This is a genomic window from Pantoea sp. PA1 (genome assembly GCF_056856975.1).
The window spans coordinates 132680-156573 of sequence record NZ_JBXGEE010000004.1; the positions used below are offsets into that span (position 1 = coordinate 132680).

A 23894-nucleotide genomic window follows, 5' to 3' on the forward strand; every position below is an offset into this window, starting at 1 on the left:
ACTCAGCTGACGCTGCTTTGCAGGGTGCTGGCCTGCTGGTGGCGCTCGATGGCCAGGTCGATCAGGCGGCTGATCAGATCCTGATAGCTGAGTCCGGCTGCCTGCCATAATTTCGGGTACATGCTGATATTGGTGAAGCCGGGCAGGGTATTCACTTCGTTGACAATAATCTCGCCGTCGTCGGTTAAAAACACATCGACGCGCGCCATACCAAAACACTCCAGTGCCGTGAAGGCTTTAATGGCAACCTCACGAATGGCATCGCTGGTTTCCATGGAGAGGGCGGCGGGCACCACCGTCTGCGCACCGCTTTCCGAGATATATTTGGTGTCGTAGGAGTAGAAGGCATCATGCACCACCACTTCGCCGCAGGGGCTGGCTTCGGGCGCATCGTTGCCCAGCACCGCGCACTCAATTTCGCGTCCTTTAATGCCCTGCTCAATCAGCACTTTACGGTCAAAGGAGAAGGCAAGCGCCAGCGCGGCGTCAAATTCCTCCGGGCTGTCCACTTTGCTGACCCCGACCGATGAACCCTGATTGGCGGGTTTGATAAACAGCGGCAGGCCAAAGCGGGCAATGACAGCCTCTGCATCCAGCTGGGCGCGCTGCGCCTGGGTGACGCTCAGCCACGGGGCGACCTTCAGACCGGCATCGCGTAACAGGCGTTTGGTGAAATCTTTATCCATGCTGACCGCAGAACCGAGCACGTCGGAGCCGACAAAAGGTAACGAAGCCATCCGCAGCAGGCCCTGCAGAGAGCCATCCTCACCCAGCGTGCCGTGAACGATAGGGAAGATGACATCGATCTGCGACAGCGGATGTGCGTTGTGACGGGTGATAACCTGCTGCTGAGTATGACCGGGTACCAGCGCCACATCGTCAGCCGCGCGATTCAGGGCGATCAGTGACGGATTCTCAGCGTTCAGTAAGAAGTTGGACGCATCGTTAAGACGCCAGTGCCCCTGTTTGTCGATGCCCAGCAGCACCACGTCAAACCGGGTTTTGTCTATCGCCTCAAGGATATTTTTGGCCGACTGCAACGACACTTCATGCTCAGCCGATTTCCCGCCAAACACGATCCCTACCCGCAACTTAGTCATCAATTTTGCCCACTGAAAAATCAAAACCTTAAGATAGCATGGGGTTTGCGCGGGAAAACAGGGTAAGGCGCGAGATAATTTTTCAGCGGCCGTTAACCCTCATCGCTGACGATAAAGCTGCCGTTAAGCTGCCACTGTTTCCGCTCACTGACCCGTGTGGCATCGGCAGGCAGCCAGGTGACAATCGTCACTTTTGCACGCAGCGTGCTGCCGGAGGCGATCTGGCCCTCTTTGCGGAACTGCAGAGGCAGACCGGCGCTGAACGCCATCGCTGCCGCCTCTGTTCCGGCTCGTTCGATCGTGACCGGACGATCGTCGAGCGTCGCATCATGCAGGGTCAGTGTCGCCCGGCCCTGTTCGCCAAACAGGTAGCTGTCGGCGTCTTTCGCGGGCCCGCTGAACATCAGTTTTAGCGGTGTCGGGCGGTCACAGATGACCGTGATCTCTGACTCTCGCGGGTCACCCATCCGTAGTTCGACGGCAGTCAGCGCATTGCCCGGGCGACCGAGCAGCTCGCCCCGTGTCATTTCACCGTAATCAATCCGTGGATCGCTGAGCTGAATTTCGCACGCCGCACGGGCAGGGAGTGCGGCAAAAAGGCCACTGAAAGCCAGCAGCAGAGGCAGAACAGAGAGCTGTTTCATGGGACGCATCTCGCGGAAAGTGAGGCATAAAGCGTGCCGGGCTGGTTATACCAGGGCGTAAGCATATCGATGGCACACTGGCTGCCATTGCGGTCGAGGCTGTATAACGGCTCGTCCGGCAGGTCGTCGAAAAAGAGCGTGCCATCTTCATTCACAAAGGCGATCAGATGACCTTTGCCATTTTTGACAGGGGCACCCGGTGCCGGACTTTGCTCTGGCGGGAAGCTCACCAGCGCCCGGCGAACCGTATAGGCGGGCAGAATCACCGGCACTACCGCGCCGCGGTAAGGCGTGATGTCTGCAATACCGCTGATGACCTGGACATTGTCAGGCAGGCTCTGGTTTTCGATCTGTACGGTATTCTTCTGCCACGGTGTCCAGGAGGTGATGGCATGACCCGTGTGGTCGCTCCACACCACGCCGCCAGGGGTGTGGATACTGACGTCAGGCTGGGGGCTGTTGAGGGAAATAATGCCAAAGGTATCGCCTGTTTTGCGGGGCGAAAAGGTCACTCCCTCGCTATGCAGGACGGCGCTGCCGCGCGCGCCCGCGTTGTAACTGGTGCTGTTTTCATTATGCGAAACGCCGCCGCTCAGCTGACTGTATTTGGTGGTCCAGGTTGCGGAACCCGCAACTGACGCATCCTCACGCTGACTTTTCTCCCCGGAGACGCTCCAGGCAAATTTATCATTCAGGGTGCTGTCAACACCCATGCCGGCGCGTGTTTTCCCCCGGGTGTCATTAACCCAGCTGCGCACGCTGCTGCGGCTGCCGAGCGGAACCGCGAAATTGAGGTATACGTAATGGTCATCAGTGTGGCGCTGATCCTGCATGAGCCGGTTTTTCTGGATGCCGAGATTGACGTTCACTTTTCCGAAGGTGCGGCCCCAGCTGAACATGTAGCCCAGACTTTCTGCATTCTGCCAGCTCTGTGACAGACTGCCGGAAAAGGCGAGCACGCCGAGCTGCGGCTGGCTATAGCTTATCCCCGCGGCGTACTGTGACCGGATCTGTCCATTCTCCTGACGGGTGTCTCCGGCGCGCCATGAACTGCCGGGATCCCTGAAATCACGGCTGCGAAAGCTGGCGGAAGAGGTCAGTGATAATCGCGGCGTCACGCCCGCGCTGACGCTGATCTGATGATTGAGGCCCTGCATGTTACCTCGCTCCCCGGCCGAATCCTGCACCTGCGAGGCGGTCTGGGTCAGGGAAGCGATAAGGCGTTCTGTCAGCCGCAGCGTGGTGCGCCAGGAGGCGGCCTGATAGTGCTCGCTCATCAGCCCACCTGCCGTCACGGCCATGAAACCATTCTGATAAAGTCCGGCGGAACCGACGAATACCGGGAACGACTCATCGGTCAGGCGCAGACGTCCGGCGGCCAGAGAGAGTCCGGCATTCGCCAGAGAAACCGTGGTCTGAGCCTGAATATAGGGGATCGTCTGCTGCTGACGATGACCGGACTGGTCATGGCTGATGATCTCAAAATCATCGGACTGATTGATCGCCGGGATGTCAGCCAGTGTGTTCATGCCTGCTGTGACCTGATAGGTCTTCAGCAGGATGCCTGCCTGCCAGACCTCGGCAGTACCGGCTTGTGAGAAGAGCAGATTCAGCGACACGCCGCTGTTTCCGCTATTTTCTGCACTGCGTTCTGGCATGAGTTGTGCGCCCAGCAGGTTGATGCCGGAAAACAGGGTGTCGCCCGCGGTGATCTCACCTATCTGCACGACCGACGACCAGCCGGGAAGGGAGCGCTGGGCATAACTGTAGAGTCGGGTCAGCTGGTGGTGTTCATTCTGGCTGGTATAGCTCTGCCCGCTGCGGAGTACCCAGTTGTTGATATTGCCCCCAATCTCGGAGGTCAGCGTCTGCGAGTGGTGGTTTTGTCCGGCGCGCGTCTGGTACTGATAGCGTCGGCCATCGTAATTCACCACCAGCGCATTTCCCCCGCTGGAGAAGCGCGGATGCGCAGACAGGTCGCCTGCCGGGACCTTGAGCAGCAGGCTGCTGCGATTAACCTGCTGCTCCAGCAGAATCGGGCTGTCGGATGGCAGCTGCAGGCAGCGCACATCCTCTGCCTGACGAAAACGATCGGGGATGATCCCCAGCTTCTCTGGCAGATCGGCTGGCCAGCAGGGATTACCGGCCTGATCAAACGTCAGGATATGCACCCCTTTGCTTTGACCGTTAACGACAATATTGACGGGTTGTTTCCCCGGCAGAAAGTGCGTGCCTGCATCAAGCAGTTCAGCGGCACTGGCGTCGTAGCCGAGCGCTTTGAGCATCTCTTTGTCATAGCGGTTTGCCGCCTGCACACAGGCTGAACTGACCACAAGGCTGAGTATCAGAAATTGTTTCATGGATAAAGGTGAACGGACTCAGAGCGGCACATTAAAAGGGGCGGTTAAAATTCCATATCGGGTGACGGGGTGCAGAAGCAGGGCTTTCACCTTATTCGCTGAGGCAGCAGGCAGAGCCACATCAAACTTTTCACCCGGAAGAATGTAGGAATTTTTCAGTTCAACCGACCCTTTGCCGGGCAGTAAATTAATCTCTCTGGTGAGCCTGACGATATAAGGTGTCGGATTTTCAATGTGCAGAGAGGCACCTGAAAGATGGAAGGTCAGCCCTGTCCAGGGCGCGGTGTTTACCGGCAGGCTGGCGGGGGAAATAATGACCGGAATATTCTGGCCAATGAGAATGCGGGCGCGATTCTTTTTACCATCATCCTGCGGGATAGAGACAAAATTAATTCGCTGCATCTTCTGGGTATCCAGCCTGACACCCTCTTTTAACACCACCCGGATCTGCTGGTTTTTCCCTCCATCGACACGAACCAGTTGAGGGGTAATAATCAGCCGGTTTTCAGGGTCTTCAGGAATTGTCTGCAGGCTGCTGTGCAGCAGCGCCGTATCCCTGTCTGTGTTCAGTACATTAACCGTCACTTCACGATTCTGGTCATCAAGAAATAAAGCCGGTACTTCAGGCTTCATGCCGACTGCAAATACGCCGGATACAGATAAGGAAAAGAGAATGGCAACAGAGAGAATTATTTTCATTTTATTTTTACCCTGTATTTAAAACGCGAAGGCCGGACGGCCTTCGCTGACAATCATGAAAAATTACAGATAAACCACAGAGAAAGTGACGTTACCGTCAATAGGCACTTCTTCACCGCTCGGGTAGGCATCCGCTTTCTTCAGAATCATTCTTGACGCAATGGAATAAGAGGCTTTAGTCATGGCTGCCGGGGTGGTGCTATTGGCATCCGCCGCCAGGGTAAAATAGCCGTTTTTGGTCAGCGTTGCGGGTGCTGTAGCCGTCACATGAGTGAGGGACCATGCCGCTTTATCGCTACTGGTCAGCACATTGGTATTCGCTGCACCGTCGGCGGTTGCGTCGGTAATCGCCAGTGCCATCGCCCCCACGTGTCCCTGGGCGCTATCTGTCCCTAAGCCGAAAATGTGTGCATCTGATAAGCCTGAAACGGTTGCTTTCATCTCTTCAGACATGTTCGCCAGCGTCATGGCACTTGCCGCACGGTTATCTGTGGTCTGAACGGCAATCGCGACAGGCGCTTCACAATCCACATTCAGGGTAACGGTGTTGCCCTGTTTAACATTGCTGTCCTTTAGCAGTGTCGCTGCGGCGATGGTGCCAAGATCAATGCTTGCAGAGCTTAATGCCACACCACAGGCGGCTGGAGTGATGGTACCCGTGATGGAAAGGGTCGCAGATTCTGCAGCCTGACCCGCAAAACTGACGGACGCCATCGCGGCAATAATGGCGGTGCTTAATAATAATTTTCTCATATTATCTCTCTTATCAGATTTGTTATAAATGAGCAGTTCTGAACAGACCGAACGCTCTCTTTGCTGTGCGGAGTAATCAGCGTGCAAAGTGATAATGAATAAGAGATATGAGGCGCATAATATTCTTATCCCTTAAGCTGAGCGCACTGATTAATCGCCTTCTCCTGATTTTTAATTTTGATTCAGGAAGGTCAGGCTAACATAGAACTTTATTAATGGTTTAGTTAACGAATAAGTAAAGTTGTCTTCATTTGAAGGTGAGTGTTTATAGCATGTTTGATGCGTTATGGTTTTTTCTGTTTAACCTTATATTTATAATTTAAAATTAACGGCAGGGAGAAAATGGTAATAGCAACCTCCCTGAAATAGATTTATTTTAAAAAAAAGATGTCTAAGCGCGGACAGTTTTGGGGAGCGTAAGCAATCCTGCCTGCTAATGCGCAAAAGGTGAGGTATGCTCTGGGTGAGTGTTGAACGCGGCTGTCAGCGATCGGGGTGTCGGGGATAACGTTAATCGGCATCATGCCACCCCCGCCCTTAAATCAGCATCATTATCAGCGGCGTTTAACGCGCTTGTTTTCGATAGATTCGATCACAACGAATGCCAGCATAAGGGCGGGGATTTTTGAAGTCCGTTATTTTAGCGGTCAATTTCTGCCATTCGCTACGGCAAAACTTAAAGGCTGAGTTTATCCGGGAGGGGTAAGGATTTACGTCAGCATTTATTTGATCGGTGATAACGGGCTGTGCTGTTATACCAGCAACTGTGAACCGCTGGTACCGTAGTTGACGCGGAAGTCAGCAGCGTATGCGGCGACAGCATCTTTTCCCCACAAGGCACCCATAATGACGCATACGGCCGGGCCAATGACGCCGCCCAGAACCGCACCACAGAGCTGAGCAATAGGTCCGAATACAGCACTGCGGCTTGCACTTCCACCGACCGTGACACCGGTTGCCAGACCTTCGATAAAGCCCCAGATAGCCCCTTCAAGCGCCCCTTCAATGGTAGAGACAAATTCACCACCGCTTACGGTTTCAATTTCACACAGAGTTAAATCACGCATATTTCAATTCCTTTTAATGTATTTTCGGTTAGTTAAAGCATCTTTACTGCTGTTATACCCGCGTTATGAAGCTGATGCCTTTTAAAAGCGCGCCACTGCATTACGCTGAGTTCTTTACCTCCAGGCCGATACCTTAAGCGACTAATGCTACATGGACGAAAAGAGGGCCTGTTAAATAATACCGTTTACCATACTGCGGAAATCCTTCCGCCTATGCCTGCAGCGGGAAACGTTGCCTGACTGAAAATCGTGGTGAATTGAATCATCTTTAAAACTGTACCCCGGCTCACTGAGTTTTATCGGGCTGGCCTGACGATGAATAACGGAAAAATCTTCTCTCTGTAATAATCTGTTTTGCGGAATGTAACAATATATTTTTTTATGCATAAATAAAGTTTTTTCTGATGACTGGAATCACTTATTTGTCCTCATTTTGCATCATTTGTTTTTTATTTTTACATTTTATAATCAAGTCGATTCATCGTCATCTGGCTAAAATGGCTGCCTGTTCATCTGAGTAACTGTCTGATGTCAGGGTTTTTATTTAGAGTTTGATTTGCCTTTTTCTGTATCAATAATTCATAACCGCTATCACCGCGGATAAACCGGAGTATTAAGCATAATAAGTAGGCTATGGGTCTCTTTTTTAAACAGGGCGCCGTCAGGTTATAGGACCAGCCGTCTTGTCGGTCCCCTATGAATATCACCGGAAAAAAGGGAGCATGGCATCTGTTAACAGAAGAGCTTCACGGAATCAGTCAGATTTAATCCGATGTTCTGTGAATTCATCGGTGTAATAGAAAAAGCAGCGCGTCATACATGATGACTTATTACAGATGTGCTGAAATTCGCTGGCAGGCCAGCCCCCAGGGCGCGCGGAACGTTCTGTCTGCCACCATCTGCCGAAGATCGCGATTGGTGGCGGCGATCAATCTTACATCCACCGGGATCAGCCTGTTTCCCCCGACACGCTCGAACTCCTGCTCCTGTAAAATATACAGCAGCTTCTCTTTCAGGCTCTTAATCTGCTGACAGGCGAGCGCATTATCTACCGCAATCGCAATACGCTCAGCAATCTGCTGCAACACCTGCAGATTGGCTGCAGTAAAACTGTCGGGCTGGCACTGAACCAGTTTCAGTACCCCCAGCGTTTTAGGGTAAAACCCAGTGGCAGGATAGCGAGGGTTTTGCTCTGATCGCGCCAGGTCACGTGAAAAAGCGAACGATCATAATCTTCTGGCTCCTCGTTTGGGCCAACATGTATCAGCAGCATCTCTCCACTTGTCATTACCTGCTGATCTGCAGAGCCGGCCAGCAGCATGCGCGACTGTTCACGCTGAGCCACCTGAGGCTGAAGATAATGAGTCACATAAACACTGGCCTGCTTACTCTCTTTATCCGCCTCACAGAGCACAATGCCTATCGCGTTGATCATCATCTATTGTTGGGGCTATTTTACAATTTCGACAGTAGACTCAGATTTAGTTAAGAAAATTATAATCTGGTTGAGTAGTGGTATTTATCTACGCCATCAATGAGTGGTTTTTGGCCATCACCAACTGAAAGTGACAATAAAGGTTCAATTTCAGCAAATGAATGGTTAGAAAACGATGATCAAATAACAATGGATTTGAATGTTTATAATGGTAAATTCGATGGAGTAATTTCAACTCCAGCTATCAGGAATTTCATTCGAGCAACACCACAAATTACTGATTACTTCTTATTGAAAGGATACAAACAACCTTTAGAAATTCGGGCGTTGGATATGTCTATGCAATTATTATGGGTAAAAAATATTTATTTGCAGTTGTTGACGTAAAGTTAGAGGGGGAAAGCCTGGTATTAACTGACAAAACAGAAGGAGGAAGTGAATTTCTTCCTGAAGATATCACCCTTCTGAAAAGGCCGGATGAGGCCACACTCCTCGGATAGAGTTAAGCAAAAAAATGTAACAGTTCAGCAAGGCTCGATAACGAGCAGGGGAATGATGAGGTTACAGGATGCGGATTCGAAGAGCTGTGTTTCAGTTTCACTAAGTTTGGCGTTCTTACATGCAATTGTGAAGTTAAATAAAAAATGTGGGGGGACAAAAAGGGGGGCATTAATTTGCAGAAACAAAAAAGCCACCCTGAAAGGTGGCTCTAATCTGCTGATTTAACAGCTAAAATTTGGTGGCCCCTGCTGGGTTTGAACCAGCGACCAAGCGATTATGAGTCGCCTGCTCTAACCACTGAGCTAAGGGGCCAGCGGAGCGGGGATTATAAAGTATCTCTTCAGGGCGATCCAGCACTCCGCCATCGGTTGCTGAAATAAACAGCAGCGATTTACCTGCTGATTTCTATAACAAAAGTGACGAGCGGCGTTAGCGAAGTTTTAAAACAGCGTGGAAAATGCGACGCCGTGCCTTTAGCGAAACTGGACATCAGGCTGCAGCAGTCGTGTGCTGCCTCTGTCACGTCGAAAGCGTAACGCGCTGAGTCCTGAAGGCTGGAATGTACTGAGCGTAATCACTACTATCTTAGCCAGAGATTACGTGGCAGAGAGCACAGGACGTTCTATGGAGAAGCAGAGCAGCAGAGCGCTTACGCCACAGCGTAGCGACAGCAGGGCGGGAAAGGCATGAGTGAACACGCTATCCGCGACATTATCACTCCGGGGCTTGATGTGCTGTTCTGCGGCATTAATCCCGGCCAGTCAACCGCCCATCAGGGCTTTCACTTTGCGCATCCCGGCAACCGGTTCTGGAAAGTCATCCATCAGGCCGGGTTCACCCGGGAGCAGTTGAAACCGGAAGAGGAGCAGCGCTTAACCGAAACCGGCTGCGGTATCACCATGCTGGTTGAGCGACCCACGGTGCAGGCGAGTCAGCTTGCCACGGATGAACTACGTGAGGGCGGCAGACGCCTGATGGAAAAGGTGCTGAATTACCAGCCCGCCGCGCTCGCCATCTTGGGTAAGGATGCGTTTCGTCATGCCTTTCAGCAGCGAAAAGTGGAATGGGGTAAGCAGCCCGTCTTTATGGGGAAAACCCAGGTGTGGGTGTTGCCGAATCCCAGCGGCCTTAATCGCGCCTCACTGGAGGAGATGGTCGAAGCCTATCATCAGCTTTACCGGGAGCTGCATCCGGAGGAGAGCAGGGCGGATAAATAGCAGGCATAAAAAACCCCGGCGAACCGGGGTTTTTGTCGGACTTAATCGTCGAGGAAGCTACGCAGCACTTCCGAGCGGCTCGGATGGCGCAGTTTACGCAGGGCTTTCGCTTCAATCTGACGAATACGCTCACGCGTTACGTCAAACTGTTTGCCCACTTCTTCCAGCGTATGGTCGGTGTTCATATCGATACCGAAACGCATGCGCAGCACTTTCGCTTCACGCGCGGTCAGACCAGCCAGTACGTCATGGGTGGCAGAACGCAGGCTCTCTGAGGTAGCAGAATCCAGCGGCAGCTCCAGCGTGGTGTCTTCGATAAAATCGCCCAGATGTGAATCTTCATCATCACCAATCGGCGTCTCCATCGAGATCGGCTCTTTAGCGATTTTCAGCACTTTGCGAATTTTATCTTCTGGCATCAGCATGCGTTCAGCCAGCTCTTCCGGCGTCGGCTCGCGACCCATCTCCTGCAGCATCTGGCGCGAAATACGGTTGAGCTTGTTGATGGTCTCAATCATATGCACCGGAATACGGATGGTACGTGCCTGGTCCGCGATAGAGCGGGTAATCGCCTGACGGATCCACCAGGTCGCATAGGTCGAGAATTTGTAACCACGGCGATATTCAAACTTATCTACCGCTTTCATCAGGCCGATGTTACCTTCCTGAATCAGGTCGAGGAACTGCAGACCGCGGTTGGTGTATTTCTTGGCAATTGAAATAACCAGACGCAGGTTCGCTTCCACCATCTCTTTCTTGGCGCGACGCGCTTTGGCTTCACCGATCGACATGCGACGGTTGATATCTTTAACCTGCTCAATGGTCAGGCCGGTCTCTTCTTCGACCTGCGCCAGCTTCTGCAGGGAACGCATAACGTCATCCTGCACTTCCAGCAGCTTTTCAGACCACGGCTTGTTCATCGCCAGCGCCGCTTTGAACCAGCTCTCATTGGTTTCGTTGCCGGTGAACAGGGTGATGAAGTTTTTCTTCGGCATTTTGCACAGCTCAATACAGAGCTTCATGATCAGACGTTCCTGGGTACGGACACGTTCCATCATGGTGCGCATGCTGCCTACCAGGTAATCGAACTGCTTCGGTACCAGGCGGAACTGTTTGAAGACGTCAGAGAGGTTCTGGATTTCAGCAACGGCGGCGGCATGGCTGCGACCTTTGCTTTTGATCACGCTGCGGGTGGTTTCGTACTGCTTGCGCAGATCGGAGAACTTCTCGCGCGCCAGTTCCGGATCGATGGAGTTATCGTCCTCGGAGTTGTCGTCCTCGTCTTCGTCTTCATCTTCGTCGTCGTTACGATCGGCTTCAGACAGCTCAGAGCCCACGTGCGTAGCCGTTGGGGCCAGATCTTCTTCTGCGTTAGGATCGACGAAACCGGTAATCAGATCGGAAAGGCGTGATTCACCTGCTTCAACTTTGTCGTACTGATCCAGCAGGTAAGTAATCGCTTCAGGGTATTCGGCAACGGAACACTGAACCTGGTTGATACCGTCTTCGATACGCTTCGCGATGTCGATTTCGCCTTCGCGCGTCAGCAGTTCAACGGTACCCATTTCACGCATGTACATGCGAACCGGGTCAGTCGTACGCCCGATTTCAGATTCAACGCTGGATAACACCTGAGCGGCAGCTTCCGCGGCATCTTCGTCAGTATCGGAGCTGTTTTCGTTCAGCATCAGATCGTCGGCATCAGGGGCTTCTTCAACCACCTGAATACCCATGTCGTTAATCATCTGGATGATGTCTTCGATCTGATCGGAGTCGACGATATCTTCCGGCAGATGGTCATTGACCTCAGCATAGGTCAGATAGCCTTGCTCCTTACCACGGGTGACAAGAAGCTTGAGCTGTGACTGCGGGTTTTGCTCCATAAGACGGTATCCACACTTCTGTTAATTAGATTGGTGTCGGTCGGCAGCGAGCCAACAATAGCAGTGAAGGCCTTTAATTCTTGCCGCTGCCTTCGTCGCGGCGTGGGCTTTGCCCATCAGTAATCGGCACTTAAGCCGCGTGTATAAATCGTTGGTGGTACAGGCCTGGCTTAACGCCCACGGCCTTAAAACAGCCACGCCGCCCTCCATCAGAACGGGCAGCGTGCTAAATTATTTTCGGGCAAACGCCTGACTGAGTGTCCAGAGCTCACGGCGCTCATCGGCGCTCAGTCCCTGGGTGCGTTCACGCGCTATCAGAAACTCCAGACGCTCTTCCAGAGCTGAGTCGTAGACGCTGGCCAGCGAGTCCTGAAACACCGCTTCGGCTTCTTCATCTACTATCATGTGGTTCCAGATCGCCAGCGTTTCAAGCGTCTGACTAAAATTTGTTCCGCGATATAACTCTAGTAGCTGTCCGGTGGTCAATCCAGGATTCTCATTACAGCGACCGACTAATTCAATAAACAGCGGTAAACCCGGCATTTTTGACTCAGACAGCCCGTCAAGCGAAGGCACCATCGACGCCAGCTGCGGGTTCTGTATCAGTAACGCAATCAGCACGCGCATGGTGGTACGCTTAAGCGGCGGGGCAACCGGCGCCGTTCCGCTTGTGGCCAGCTTTGGCATCAGCTTTTCAAGCTGATTGTCATCGAGAATACCCAGTTTATTTCCCAGCTCCTGACGCATATAAATACGTAAGGTCTCACCGGGGATCTGCGTAATCAGTGGTAAAGCCAGCGTGCTCAGGCGCGCTTTACCGTCGCGTGAGCTCAGATCCACCTGCGGCAGCAGGCTATCAAACAGAAACGAAGAGAGCGGCATTGCCTGCTCCATCCTCGCCTCGAAAGCGGCTTTACCCTCTTTGCGGACCAGCGTATCCGGATCTTCGCCATCGGGTAAAAACATAAAGCGTAGCTGACGACCATCATTCATGTAAGGCAATGCGGTCTCAAGCGCACGCCATGCTGCTTCACGTCCGGCCCGGTCGCCGTCGTAACAGCAGATCACGGTGTCGGTACTGCGGAACAGCAACTGAATGTGTTCAGCCGTGGTGGAGGTGCCCAGCGACGCAACAGCATAATCGATGCCATACTGCGCCAGCGCAACCACGTCCATGTATCCCTCGACCACTAACAGGCGGGCGGGTTCAGGATGATTTTTTACTGCTTCATACAGGCCATAGAGCTGGCGGCCTTTATGGAAAATCGGTGTTTCCGGCGAGTTCAGGTATTTCGGCGTTTCGTTACTCAGGACACGTCCGCCAAAACCGATGACGCGGCCACGCTTATCGCGAATCGGAAACATGACGCGGTCGCGAAACCGGTCATAGGTACGGCCTTTGTCATTGCTGACCAGCATGCCCGCTTCCATCAGTGACTCGCGGTCTTCGGATTGCTTGCCAAAACGCTTGAGAACGTTGTCCCAGCCGGCGGGGGCATACCCTATCGCAAAGTGATCGATGATTTCGGCGCTCAGACCACGACGATCGAGATAGTCGCGGGCTGCCTGCGCGCTGGACTGCTGCAGGCTCTGCTGATAAAAACCGTTCAGGCTCTCCATCAGCTGATACAGGCTCTGGCGCTGATGGCGTTCCATCTGGCTGGGCCCGCTGCCTGCTTCATAAGGCACGTCTAAACCGTGGGCGGTGGCTAACTCTTCGATACTCTCAACAAACTCCAGACGATCAAAGTTCATTAAAAAGTCGATGGCATTGCCGTGTGCGCCACAGCCGAAACAGTGATAAAACTGTTTTTCGCCGTTTACGGTGAAAGAGGGGGTTTTTTCATTGTGGAAAGGACAGCACGCGTGGAAATTCTTACCCTGCTTTTTCAGCTTAACGCGGGCATCGATAAGATCCACGATATCCGTGCGGGCAAGTAAATCGTTGATAAATACGCGTGGAATTCGTCCAGCCATACGCCCCGGTTTTTCAGCTCATAAACGGCAACAAGCCGCGCTTCCTTTCGGAAAGCACGGCCTTTTACTTGACTCTGTCTGCGTGAATCACGCGGTGGAGGCGGACCTCCGGAACGACTTAGTACAGACGAGTGCGGCGTGCGTTTTCGCGAGCCAGTTTCTTGGCGTGACGCTTAACTGCTGACGCTTTAGCGCGCTTACGTTCGGTAGTCGGTTTTTCATAGAACTCACGACGACGAACTTCAGCCAGAACGCCTGCTTTCTCGCAAGAACGTTTGAAGCGACGCAGTGCTACGTCAAATGGCTCGTTTTCACGTACTTTAATTACCGGCATGTAACTCTCACCTCGATAAAATTCGGTTTTGCTGCTGACTGCGGCGCCAGCACATTTCAAAATGGTGCAGCATTTTACTCCAACCCAGGTTGGTTTGTAAAGCACCATGGACAATTTGAAACCAACAGGAGCGTTTGCCTGTGCGGCTGCCGGTTTTTCCAGGGGCGGGAGTATAGCGCACTCTTTAGCCGACAGAAAATGACTTTTTACGCGGGATGGCCGCGCTGCATCTCCCATTGCTGTGATAAACTGCGCGCCGCAAGAATGAGGTGATGCAATGCGAATTCTGGGTATTGAAACGTCGTGCGATGAAACCGGCATCGCAATCTATGATGACGAGGCCGGATTACTGGCTAACCAGCTCTACAGCCAGGTTAAAGTGCACGCAGATTATGGCGGTGTAGTGCCGGAACTGGCCTCACGCGATCACGTGCGTAAAACCGTGCCGCTGATTCAGGCGGCGCTGAAAGAAGCCGGTCTGGCACCACAGCAGATCGACGCGGTGGCCTATACCGCCGGGCCAGGACTGGTCGGTGCGCTGCTGGTCGGGGCGACGATCGGTCGTGCACTGGCGTTTGCCTGGAAAGTGCCGGCGGTGCCGGTTCACCATATGGAAGGTCATCTGCTGGCTCCGATGCTGGAAGAGAATCCACCGGCATTTCCGTTTGTCGCGCTGCTGGTGTCGGGCGGACATACTCAGCTGATCAGCGTCACCGGCATCGGGGAATATCTCCTGCTGGGTGAGTCGATTGATGATGCGGCAGGTGAAGCCTTTGATAAAACGGCGAAGCTGCTGGGGCTCGATTACCCGGGTGGGCCGATGCTGTCGAAAATGGCGCAGCAGGGCACGGCGGGGCGGTTCACCTTCCCGCGTCCGATGACCGATCGTCCGGGGCTGGATTTCAGCTTCTCCGGGCTGAAGACCTTTGCCGCGAACACTATTCGCGCTAATCCGGATGACGATCAGACCCGAGCCGACATCGCCCGCGCCTTCGAGGATGCGGTAGTGGACACGCTGGCGATCAAATGTAAGCGCGCACTGGATGAGACCGGCTTTAAGCGTCTGGTGATTGCGGGCGGCGTCAGCGCCAACCGGACGCTGCGCGAGCAGATGGCGATCATGATGCAAAAGCGCGGCGGTGAAGTCTTCTACGCCCGTCCTGAGTTCTGTACCGACAATGGTGCGATGATCGCGTATGCGGGCATGGTGCGACTGAAAGGAGGAACGCGCGGGGGGTTAGGCGTCAGCGTGCGGCCGCGCTGGCCGCTGGCGGAACTGCCCGCCATCTGATGTGAAAAAAGCCGGCTTGCCGGCTTTTTTTATGGCTGAGATTTCTTTTTGCGCTTCCAGATCTTGCCTTCCTGTCCCCGCCACAGCCGCTGAATATTATCGTGATGACGCAGCAGGATCAGACAGGAGAGCATGGAAACCGGGAAGGTGAACTGCGGTTTGAACCACCAGACGTAAAACGGCGCAATCAGCGCGCTGACGATAGCGCCCAGTGACGAGTAGCCGCTGAGCAGAACCGTTAACAGCCAGGTGCCGGTCACCAGGCCGGTCAGATCCCAGCCAATGGGCGCGATGGCACCGAATGCCGTCGCCACCCCTTTTCCGCCGCGAAAGCGAAAGAACACCGGATAGATATGACCCAGGCAGGCGGCAATCGCGGTGAGGCCAAGATAAAGCGGGGGAACGTGCATCAGCCAGGCCAGCCAGACCGGCACCATCCCTTTCAGCACATCAAACACTAATACGGTGGCGGCTGCGGCTTTACCGCCCAGGCGCAGCACGTTGGTCGCCCCCGGATTGCCGGACCCGTGTGTGCGGGGATCGGGCAGGCCAGCGACTTTACAGACCAGAATGGCACTGGAAATCGAACCGCAAAGATACGCGAAAATAATCATACCAAGCGCGAAAGCACTCATAACACCGTACCGTTCCCTTCAGGGTCGTTTTGATCTCTTCAACCGTGGATAATACGCATAATCCGCCGGAAGTGGTATCCGGCTTAGCCAAAAACAGAGAGTCTTATCATGGATATCGTATTTATAGAACAACTCACGGTGTTCACCACCATTGGCGTTTACGACTGGGAACAGGGCATACAGCAGAAGCTGGTGCTCGATGTCGAAATGGCCTGGGATAACCGGCTGGCGGCCAGCAGCGACGATGTGAAGGACTGCCTCAGCTATGCCGATGTCTCCTCGGCCATTCTGACGCATCTGACCGGCAGCCGTTTCGCTCTGGTGGAACGGGTTGCTGAAGAAATTGCGGATCTGTTGATGAACCGTTTCAATTCGCCTGGCGTACGCATAAAGGTCAGCAAACCGGGCGCGGTGGCCCAGGCGGCGCAGGTTGGCGTGCGAATCGAGCGCGGGACTATTCCTAAATAAATACGATGTGATTGCCATCACAATGAAACCAAACCAAATTACTGTCTGTCATAGCCTGTACCGATACGTTACAGCAGGCGAATCGGTTTAGACCTTAAGGTTTACTTCAGGCTAACAGCGGCATGATTTCAGGCGATAGCAGCGCGCTACCGCCTTTTTAATGGTTTTGAAACGGATAGAGGGAACATTTGATGGCAGATATTCATCAGCTTTGGGTAGCTGCAATCCTGGGCGTTGTGGAAGGGCTGACCGAATTTTTACCGGTCTCTTCCACAGGGCACATGATTATAGTGGGTCACCTGCTGGGCTTTGAGGGTGAAAAAGCCGAGACCTTTGAAGTTGTGATCCAGTTAGGATCGATTCTGGCCGTAGTGGTGATGTTCTGGCGCCGTCTGTTCGGGCTGATCGGCATCCACTTTGGCGAAGTGAAACATGAGGGTGTCGGCAGCGGTCGTCTGTCGCTGATCCATATTCTGCTGGGCATGGTACCGGCGGTGGTTGTGGGTCTGGTGCTGCACGATCAGATTAAAACGCTGTTTAATCCGATCAACGTGATGTACGCGCTGGTGGTCGGGGGTGTGCTGCTGCTGGCCGCCGAGTTCCTGAAGCCAAAACAGCCGAAAGCCGTGGGCGTCGATGATATTACCTATCGTCAGGCGTTTATGATTGGCTGCTTCCAGTGCCTGGCGCTGTGGCCTGGCTTCTCCCGTTCCGGTGCCACTATCTCTGGCGGGATGCTGATGGGCGTGAGCCGTTATGCCGCGTCGGAGTTCTCCTTCATCCTGGCCGTGCCAATGATGATGGGCGCGACCGTGCTGGATATGTACAAGAGCATCGGCTTCCTGACGATGGCCGATTTTCCGATGTTCGCGGTGGGCTTTGTGACGGCATTTATCGTGGCGCTGATTGCGATTAAAGCCTTCCTTGAGTTGATCAAACGCATCTCTTTTGTCTCGTTCGCCATCTACCGCTTTATCGTCGCGGCAGCGGTCTACATGGTCTTCATGTAAACCGCAGGCAGACTGCTAGTCAGTCTGCCCGATCGCCAGACCCTGCGCGACGGCGTCAACCCGTCGTCGCGTTAACTCCTCCCGCACTTCCGCACCTTTAAATCCCGCCTCGATCACGGCTTTAGTGGGAACCGCCTGCGCCAGCGCAAAAGCGCGACGCAGATAGTCACCCTGCGGATAGGCCATACTCTCCAGCCCGGCACGCCCGCGTGCGTCCGCTTCACTGGTCAGCGCCATCTGTTCGACGCGCTGCGGCTTGCGCCACGCATCAATCCGGTCGAACAGCGCCAACAGCGACGCCGCGGATTGCCGCTCAATGGTGTGCACCACGTCGTGAAATTCGGTCACGATCAGGGCCAGATCGCGAATCGCGTTGGGCACCCGCAGCCGCTGACACAGCGCCTCAACCAGCGGCACACCCGCCAGACCATGACCATGATGGCTGGGCCACCGCTCAGGCGGCGTCAGTGCCTTACCGACGTCATGGAACAGCGTGGCGAAGCGCACCTCGATCTCTCCGGAGAGCGCGGCAGCCATCGCCAGCGTCATCAGCGTGTGGACGCCGGTGTCAATCTCCGGGTGCCACTTCGCAGGGGCCGGGATGCCAAACAGATTGTCCAGTTCGGGGAAAAGCACCTTCAGCGCACCGCAGTCGCGCAGTACCTGAAAATAGACCTGCGGATTACGGGTGCTCAGGGCTTTTTCCGTCTCCTTCCACACCCGCTCAGCCGTAAGATTTGCCAGCTCTCCGCTCTCCGCCATCTGCTGCATCAGCTGCCGGGTTTCAGGGGCGATACGAAAGTTGAGGTGAGCAAAACGCGCCGCAAAGCGCGCGACCCGCAAAACCCGCAGCGGGTCTTCACTGAAAGCCGCAGAAACATGGCGCAGCAGGCGCTGAGCGATATCACGCTGGCCGTCGTAGGGATCGACCAGTTTGCCATGCTCATCCTGCGCTATAGCGTTAATCGTCAGATCGCGCCGCTGTAAGTCCTGCTCCAGCGTCACGTCGGGAGCAGACCAGGTCACAAATCCGGTATAGCCTTTCCCGTTTTTCCGCTCGGTTCGTGCCAGCGCATACTCTTCGCGGCTGACAGGATGCAGGAAAACGGGAAAATCGCGACCGACCTGCTGATAGCCCCGCTCCAGCATGGCTTCAGGCGTGGCACCGGTCACCACCCAGTCTTTGTCTGTAACCGGCAGATTCAGCAGCGCATCACGCACCGCACCGCCAACAAGAAACGTCTTCACGTAAAACTCCAGAGAAAAAGAAATGATCGGCACGCCGGGCGCATCCCGCGCCTGAAATCAGCGGTGCATCTGGTTTTATTGTTGCACAGATTGCCCGGATTGCAGACATGCCAAAGGGGGGATCGTCTGATCCCCCCTTTAAAACCGACAGAATGCGGTCAGTTCATCCAGCGATCGCTTTTCTTGCGGCGCGGCAGCATGTGCGGCAGTAACAGACCCAGCAGCAGGCCGACGCCCAGCACGCCGCCGCCATACATAAACCACTGCATGATGATGGTACGCTGCTTGTCATCCAGCTGAACGTTGGCGGCGCTGACTTTCTTCTGCGCGACGATCAGCTCATTTTTCAGCTTCTGATTTTCATCTTTCAGCCCGTTGATGACACCGTCGCTGCTGGCGACTTTGTTCTGCATCTCGGCGGTGCGCTGGTTCCAGCTGTTGTCGATGTTATCCAGCTTGGCGGTCAGATCTTTGACCTGCTGCTCAAGCTGCGGCACCCGGGTGCGCAGGCTCGGATTTGCGCTGAGCTGCGACAGGGGGATCCAGGTGGTGCGGCCTTCCGAATCGCGGATCTGGCCATAATGAGTATCATTGTTGGTCTGTAACAGCTGCACCTCTTCCCCGGCGTTCAGCTTACCGAGCAGGCGGAACTGGTCGCCGGGGCCGCTGCGCACCCAGGTCGAGAGTTCATCAGAGACATAGCGTTTTTCGTCGGCGTGGGCAGGTGCAAGGGTGCTGAGGGCCAGCAAAGTGATTCCAGCGAGTGTGATTTTTTTCATTCGATTTCGTTTGGCTTAATCTGACTAAAAATTTACCGGCACAGTCTGGAGAGGCCCCGCATAAATCTGAATGAGAACTATCCTGGTCTCATGGGAGTGCGAAAAGGTCTGCAAAGCGCAAAGAAAGCAGAGACAGCGCCGCTTCTGTGCATTAATCTTCGCCTCATAACCCCTTGCCCTCAGGCGACAGCGTAACCAGCCTGCTGATAATCGCCTGAAATATGCAGGAAAAACCCTCTTAAGTGCCAGCGGCGTAGTGAATAAAAAATTATGACCATCGAAATCGAACTAAAGTTCATTGCAACTCCACAAGCGGCCGGGAAACTGGCTGAGTACTTCTCCACTTTGCCGCATCAGCACCAGGCGGCCCGTGAACTGACCAACATCTACTTTGAGACCGATGACAACCAGCTGCGACGCTGGGACATGGGCTTACGCATTCGTGGCATCGATAAACAGTATGAGATGACCCTGAAGGCCGCGGGGCAGACGCTGGGCGGACTGCATCAGCGCCCGGAATACAACGTTGAACTCAGCGAACCGGTGCTCGATATTGCGCGCCTGCCCGCCACGATCTGGCCGCAGGGCACCGATGTCGCGGCGCTCCAGTCGCGCTTACAGCCGCTTTTCACCACCCATTTCCAGCGCGAGATCTGGCTGATTACCTCTGGAAACAGCGAAATTGAAGTGGCGTTTGACCAGGGCGAGGTGTCGGCCGGTGAGTTCAGCGAACCGCTGTGCGAGGTCGAGCTTGAGCTGAAGCGTGGCGAACGTCAGGATCTGCTGACCTTTGCACAGCAGCTGGTGGCGCAGGGGGGACTGCGGATGGGCAGTCTGAGTAAAGCCGCCCGGGGTTATCAGCTAGCGCAGGGGAATCCGCCGCGCCTGATCAAGCCGTTCCCGCTGCTCAAAGCGGGGGCGAAAGCCACCGTGGAGCAGGGGATGGTCGCCGCCATGTCGGCTGGCCTCAGCCACTGGCAGTATCATGAAGAGGTCTGGCTGCGGGGCAACGCGGCAGCACAGGATGCGGTGCGCGAAGCGCTGGATCTGCTGCGCCAGGCGTTCAGCCTGTTTGGTGCGCTGGTGCCACGCAAAGCCAGCAGCGCGCTGCGTCAGCAACTGACCACGCTGGAAGAGACGCTGGTGAATGAAGAGCAGGCCGCTGCTGCCTTCTGTCTCTCTTCACTCTCCGTTGAGACCCAGCTGGCTCTGACGCACTGGCTGGCGGAATCTCAGTGGCGTCAGTGGATCGACGCCAAAGGGGAAACCAAGCTACAGGGCTCATTTAAACGCTTCAGCGACATCATGCTGAGCCGCGTGAATGCCGATCTGAGGGAGACCTTCAGCACGGTGAAACAGCCGAACGAATATCAGGACAAGGCGACCCGTCTGGCGCGTCAGCTGCTGACGGTTCACCTGCTGGCCGGATCCTACGCGCCTGAAACCGTCGCCAGCTGGCTGGAACCCTGGCAGCAGCTGCTGTCAGCCATTCATGAAAAGCAGGAGTCGGGCTTAGCCTGGCTGGCCTCGCAGGCAATGAAACAGTCGCCGTTCTGGCTCACCAGCGGCACAGGCCGCTAACCGCTTTCAGGTCACGCCATCAAGGAGGGCGTTATGTTGTCAGCACTTCCCGCATTGTTACGCAATCAGGCCGAAGAGGCCGCCCGACAGCTTGAGGTGCCGCTGGCCTCGCTCAGCCCGGAGGAGGCTGCCGGGCTGGCTTTCAGTGATTTCGTGCTGGAAAACCTGCAACAACATCCCGACTGGTGGCAGGCGATACGCGACCAGCCGCCGCAGCCTGATGAGTGGCAACACTATGCCGCGTGGCTGAATCAGGCGCTGAGTACAGTTGACAGTGAAGCGAGCCTGATGCGGGAACTGCGGCTGTTTCGTCGTCGTATGCTGGTGCGGGTCGCCTGGATGCAGGCCCTGCAACAGGCCTCGACCGTACAGAGCCTGCAGCAGCTCAGCGTGTTAGCGGAAGTGCTGATCAGCCGGGCGCGTGACTGGGTTTATCAGGCCTGCTGTCATGATTTCGGCACACCCTGCAATGCCGATGGTGAGGCACAGCCGCTGCTGATCCTGGGGATGGGCAAGCTGGGCGGCGGCGAACTCAATTTCTCCTCTGATATCGACCTGATTTTTGCCTGGCCAGAAAACGGCACCACGCGTGGCGGACGGCGTGAACTCGACAACGCGCAGTTCTTTACCCGTATGGGACAGCGGCTGATCAAAGTGCTCGATCAGCCCACCATGGATGGCTTTGTTTATCGGGTGGATATGCGGCTGCGCCCCTTTGGCGACAGCGGCCCGCTGGTGATGAGCTTTGCCGCGCTCGAAGATTACTACCAGGAGCAGGGGCGCGACTGGGAGCGCTATGCCATGGTCAAGGCGCGGCTGATGGGCGATGACCAGGATCGCTGGAGCCTTGAGCTGCAGCAGATGCTGCGGCCCTTTGTTTACCGGCGCTATATCGACTTCAGCGTGATTCAGTCGCTGCGTAACATGAAAGGGATGATCAGCCGCGAAGTGCGGCGACGTGGACTGAAAAACAACATCAAGCTGGGCGCGGGCGGCATTCGCGAAACCGAATTTATCGTGCAGGTGTTTCAGCTGATTCGCGGTGGACGTGAGCGCTCACTTCAGTTGCGTGCGCTGCTGCCAACGCTGGAGGCGATTAAAACGCTGGCTCTGCTCCCTGCTGAACAGGTCGATGCGCTGCGCGAGGCCTACCTGTTTCTGCGGCGGCTTGAGAATCTGCTGCAGAGCCTGGGCGATGAGCAGACACAGACCCTGCCGGAGGATGCGCTGCATCGCGCCCGGCTGGCATGGGCAATGGATTGTGCCGACTGGGCGACGCTGATGACGCAGCTCGACAGTCAGATGGCGGCCGTACGCACTATCTTTGACGAGCTGATTGGTGAGGACACCCCGGACATTGACGACCAGCGTGAGCTGGCGGAGTTTCAGGTTCTGTGGCAGGACCAGCTGGAGGACAGCGAGCTGGCTCCGCTGGTGCCACAGCTCAGCGACGATCAGCGGCTGTCACTGCATCAGACGCTGGAGGCTTTTCGTCAGGACATCAGCCGGCGCACCATCGGCCCGCGTGGTCGTCAGGCGCTGGATCAGCTGATGCCGCGGCTGCTGAGCGAAGTCTGCCTGCGCGAAGACGCGGCGGTCACGCTCAGCCGCGTGACGCCGCTGCTGCTTGGTGTGCTGACCCGCAGCACCTATCTGGAGCTGCTCACCGAATATCATGGCGCGCTGCGTCATCTGATCCGGCTGTGTGCCGCCTCACCGATGGTGGCTAGCCAGCTGGCACGTCACCCCTTGCTGCTGGATGAGCTGCTCGATCCCGCCACGCTCTATCAGCCCACCGCCACCGACGCCTATCGTGACGAACTGCGACAGTATCTGCTGCGTATTCCCACCGAGGATGAAGAGCAGCAGCTGGAAGCGGTGCGGCAGTTTAAACAGGCTCAGCATCTGCGTATTGCCGCCGCCGACATCGCGGGCACGCTGCCGGTGATGAAAGTGAGCGATCACCTGACCTGGCTGGCAGAGGCGATTATCGACTCCGTGGTGCGGCAGGCGTGGACGATGATGGTGCAGCGCTACGGCCGCCCCTCGCACCTGACCAGCGAACATGAGCGCGGCTTTGCCGTGCTGGGCTACGGCAAGCTGGGGGGCTGGGAGCTGGGTTACAGTTCTGACCTCGATCTGGTCTTCCTGCATGACTGCCCGGCAGACGCGGTGACGGACGGCGAGCGCAGCATCGATGGCCGTCAGTTCTATCTGCGTCTTGCTCAGCGCATCATGCATCTGTTCAGTACCCGCACCGCCTCCGGCATTCTCTATGAAGTGGATGCGCGGCTGCGTCCTTCCGGCGCGGCGGGCATGCTGGTCAGTACCTTTGACGCCTTTGACGACTATCAGCGCAACGAAGCCTGGACCTGGGAGCATCAGGCACTGGTCCGGGCGCGCGTGGTATTTGGCGAGGCGGCGCTGGGGGAACGCTTCAATGCCATTCGCCGGGCGATCCTCTCGCAGTCGCGCAGCGCGGAAGCCCTGCAGACCGAAGTGCGTGAGATGCGTGAAAAGATGCGCACTCACCTCAGCAACAAGCACAAAGGTCGCTGGGATATTAAAACGGACGCGGGCGGCATCACCGATATTGAATTCATCGCGCAATATCTTGTCTTACGCTACGCCGCTGAGCAGCCTGAACTCACCCGCTGGTCAGATAATGTGCGCATTTTTGAGCTGATGGCGACGTACCACAAAATGGCCGCCGATGAAGCGGAGGCGCTGACGCAGGCTTACGTTACCCTGCGCGACGCCCTGCACCATCGCGCGCTGCAGGAGCTGCCTGGCCACGTGGAGCCAGAGGCCTATGGCGCGGAGCAGCAGACGGTGCTGAGCAGCTGGCAGCGCTGGCTGGTAACGCCTGCGTCTATCCTGGCGTGATGCTGATAGCACAAATCGCAACTGTG

The 23894-nt window shown here is 55.4% G+C and carries 19 protein-coding genes, 1 tRNA gene and 1 pseudogene; 7 read left to right on the forward strand and 14 right to left on the reverse strand.

Annotated features, from left to right (window positions below; translation table 11 throughout):
- Window positions 1–2: 2 nt before the first annotated feature.
- From ddlA to AC1V0D_RS16245, 7 genes and pseudogenes are all read right to left on the reverse strand, one after another.
- Window positions 3–1100: a D-alanine--D-alanine ligase gene (ddlA, locus tag AC1V0D_RS16215; protein WP_482907756.1), complete on the reverse strand. Its 1098-nt coding sequence runs from the start codon at window positions 1098–1100 to the stop codon at window positions 3–5.
- Window positions 1101–1192: 92 nt separating this feature from the next.
- Complete coding sequence (locus tag AC1V0D_RS16220) at window positions 1193–1744, reverse strand: DUF1120 domain-containing protein (RefSeq protein ID WP_482907757.1); 552 nt, start codon at window positions 1742–1744, stop codon at window positions 1193–1195.
- Entirely contained in the window at window positions 1741–4104 is a 2364-nt protein-coding gene (locus tag AC1V0D_RS16225) for a fimbria/pilus outer membrane usher protein (protein ID WP_482907758.1), read from the reverse strand. The genes AC1V0D_RS16220 and AC1V0D_RS16225 overlap by 4 nt, the downstream gene beginning before the upstream one ends.
- Before the next feature lie 18 nt (window positions 4105–4122).
- Window positions 4123–4803: a fimbria/pilus chaperone family protein gene (locus AC1V0D_RS16230; RefSeq protein WP_482907759.1), complete on the reverse strand. Its 681-nt coding sequence runs from the start codon at window positions 4801–4803 to the stop codon at window positions 4123–4125.
- Between the two features lie 63 nt (window positions 4804–4866).
- On the reverse strand, window positions 4867–5556 hold the full coding sequence (locus AC1V0D_RS16235; protein ID WP_009087311.1) for a DUF1120 domain-containing protein: 690 nt from the start codon (window positions 5554–5556) through the stop codon (window positions 4867–4869).
- A gap of 752 nt (window positions 5557–6308) precedes the next feature.
- Window positions 6309–6623: a DUF5862 family protein gene (locus AC1V0D_RS16240; protein ID WP_009087309.1), complete on the reverse strand. Its 315-nt coding sequence runs from the start codon at window positions 6621–6623 to the stop codon at window positions 6309–6311.
- 872 nt (window positions 6624–7495) lie between these two features.
- Window positions 7496–7854, reverse strand: a pseudogene (locus tag AC1V0D_RS16245) (sigma 54-interacting transcriptional regulator); the annotation flags it as partial.
- 303 nt (window positions 7855–8157) lie between these two features.
- Here AC1V0D_RS16245 and AC1V0D_RS16250 point away from each other — a divergent pair.
- On the forward strand, window positions 8158–8445 hold the full coding sequence (locus AC1V0D_RS16250; protein ID WP_482907760.1) for a hypothetical protein: 288 nt from the start codon (window positions 8158–8160) through the stop codon (window positions 8443–8445).
- A 350-nt stretch (window positions 8446–8795) separates the two neighbouring features.
- Here AC1V0D_RS16250 and AC1V0D_RS16255 read toward each other — a convergent pair.
- Window positions 8796–8871, reverse strand: a tRNA-Ile gene (locus tag AC1V0D_RS16255).
- 374 nt (window positions 8872–9245) lie between these two features.
- Here AC1V0D_RS16255 and mug point away from each other — a divergent pair.
- On the forward strand, window positions 9246–9776 hold the full coding sequence (gene mug, locus AC1V0D_RS16260; RefSeq protein ID WP_140029543.1) for a G/U mismatch-specific DNA glycosylase: 531 nt from the start codon (window positions 9246–9248) through the stop codon (window positions 9774–9776).
- A gap of 41 nt (window positions 9777–9817) precedes the next feature.
- Here the strand turns inward: mug and rpoD are convergent, their stop codons facing one another.
- The 3 genes from rpoD to rpsU all read right to left on the reverse strand — a co-directional run bounded on the left by rpoD (window position 9818) and on the right by rpsU (window position 13970).
- The gene (gene rpoD / locus AC1V0D_RS16265) at window positions 9818–11659 is read right to left on the reverse strand and encodes an RNA polymerase sigma factor RpoD (protein ID WP_009087305.1); all 1842 of its coding nucleotides are present in this window, start codon (window positions 11657–11659) and stop codon (window positions 9818–9820) included.
- 231 nt (window positions 11660–11890) lie between these two features.
- Entirely contained in the window at window positions 11891–13636 is a 1746-nt protein-coding gene (dnaG, locus tag AC1V0D_RS16270; protein ID WP_140924913.1) for a DNA primase, read from the reverse strand.
- 118 nt (window positions 13637–13754) lie between these two features.
- Window positions 13755–13970 carry a 30S ribosomal protein S21 gene (rpsU, locus tag AC1V0D_RS16275; RefSeq protein WP_001144069.1) on the reverse strand — a complete coding sequence of 72 codons (216 nt, stop codon included), beginning with the start codon at window positions 13968–13970 and terminating at the stop codon, window positions 13755–13757.
- 277 nt (window positions 13971–14247) lie between these two features.
- Between rpsU and tsaD the strand changes: the two genes are divergently transcribed.
- Entirely contained in the window at window positions 14248–15261 is a 1014-nt protein-coding gene (gene tsaD / locus AC1V0D_RS16280; protein ID WP_140924915.1) for a tRNA (adenosine(37)-N6)-threonylcarbamoyltransferase complex transferase subunit TsaD, read from the forward strand.
- 29 nt (window positions 15262–15290) lie between these two features.
- Here the strand turns inward: tsaD and plsY are convergent, their stop codons facing one another.
- The gene (gene plsY, locus AC1V0D_RS16285) at window positions 15291–15896 is read right to left on the reverse strand and encodes a glycerol-3-phosphate 1-O-acyltransferase PlsY (protein ID WP_009087302.1); all 606 of its coding nucleotides are present in this window, start codon (window positions 15894–15896) and stop codon (window positions 15291–15293) included.
- Window positions 15897–16004: 108 nt separating this feature from the next.
- On the opposite strand from plsY, the gene folB reads away from it, so the two are divergent.
- Both folB and bacA read left to right on the forward strand, forming a co-directional pair.
- Window positions 16005–16364: a bifunctional dihydroneopterin aldolase/7,8-dihydroneopterin epimerase gene (gene folB, locus AC1V0D_RS16290; RefSeq protein WP_010249061.1), complete on the forward strand. Its 360-nt coding sequence runs from the start codon at window positions 16005–16007 to the stop codon at window positions 16362–16364.
- Between the two features lie 191 nt (window positions 16365–16555).
- Window positions 16556–17374 (forward strand): undecaprenyl-diphosphate phosphatase, encoded by an 819-nt coding sequence (gene bacA / locus AC1V0D_RS16295; protein ID WP_009087300.1) that lies wholly within the window; start codon window positions 16556–16558, stop codon window positions 17372–17374.
- A 15-nt stretch (window positions 17375–17389) separates the two neighbouring features.
- On the opposite strand, the gene AC1V0D_RS16300 is transcribed toward bacA, so the two are convergent.
- Complete coding sequence (locus AC1V0D_RS16300) at window positions 17390–18622, reverse strand: multifunctional CCA addition/repair protein (RefSeq protein ID WP_482907761.1); 1233 nt, start codon at window positions 18620–18622, stop codon at window positions 17390–17392.
- Between the two features lie 158 nt (window positions 18623–18780).
- Window positions 18781–19401, reverse strand: coding sequence for a TIGR04211 family SH3 domain-containing protein (locus AC1V0D_RS16305; RefSeq protein ID WP_009087298.1), 621 nt, complete (start codon window positions 19399–19401; stop codon window positions 18781–18783).
- 270 nt (window positions 19402–19671) lie between these two features.
- Between AC1V0D_RS16305 and AC1V0D_RS16310 the strand changes: the two genes are divergently transcribed.
- Together AC1V0D_RS16310 and glnE are read left to right on the forward strand one after the other, a co-directional pair.
- Window positions 19672–20982 carry a CYTH domain-containing protein gene (locus AC1V0D_RS16310; RefSeq protein ID WP_482907762.1) on the forward strand — a complete coding sequence of 437 codons (1311 nt, stop codon included), beginning with the start codon at window positions 19672–19674 and terminating at the stop codon, window positions 20980–20982.
- 33 nt (window positions 20983–21015) lie between these two features.
- Window positions 21016–23868 (forward strand): bifunctional [glutamate--ammonia ligase]-adenylyl-L-tyrosine phosphorylase/[glutamate--ammonia-ligase] adenylyltransferase, encoded by a 2853-nt coding sequence (glnE, locus tag AC1V0D_RS16315; protein ID WP_482907763.1) that lies wholly within the window; start codon window positions 21016–21018, stop codon window positions 23866–23868.
- Window positions 23869–23894 lie beyond the last annotated feature (26 nt).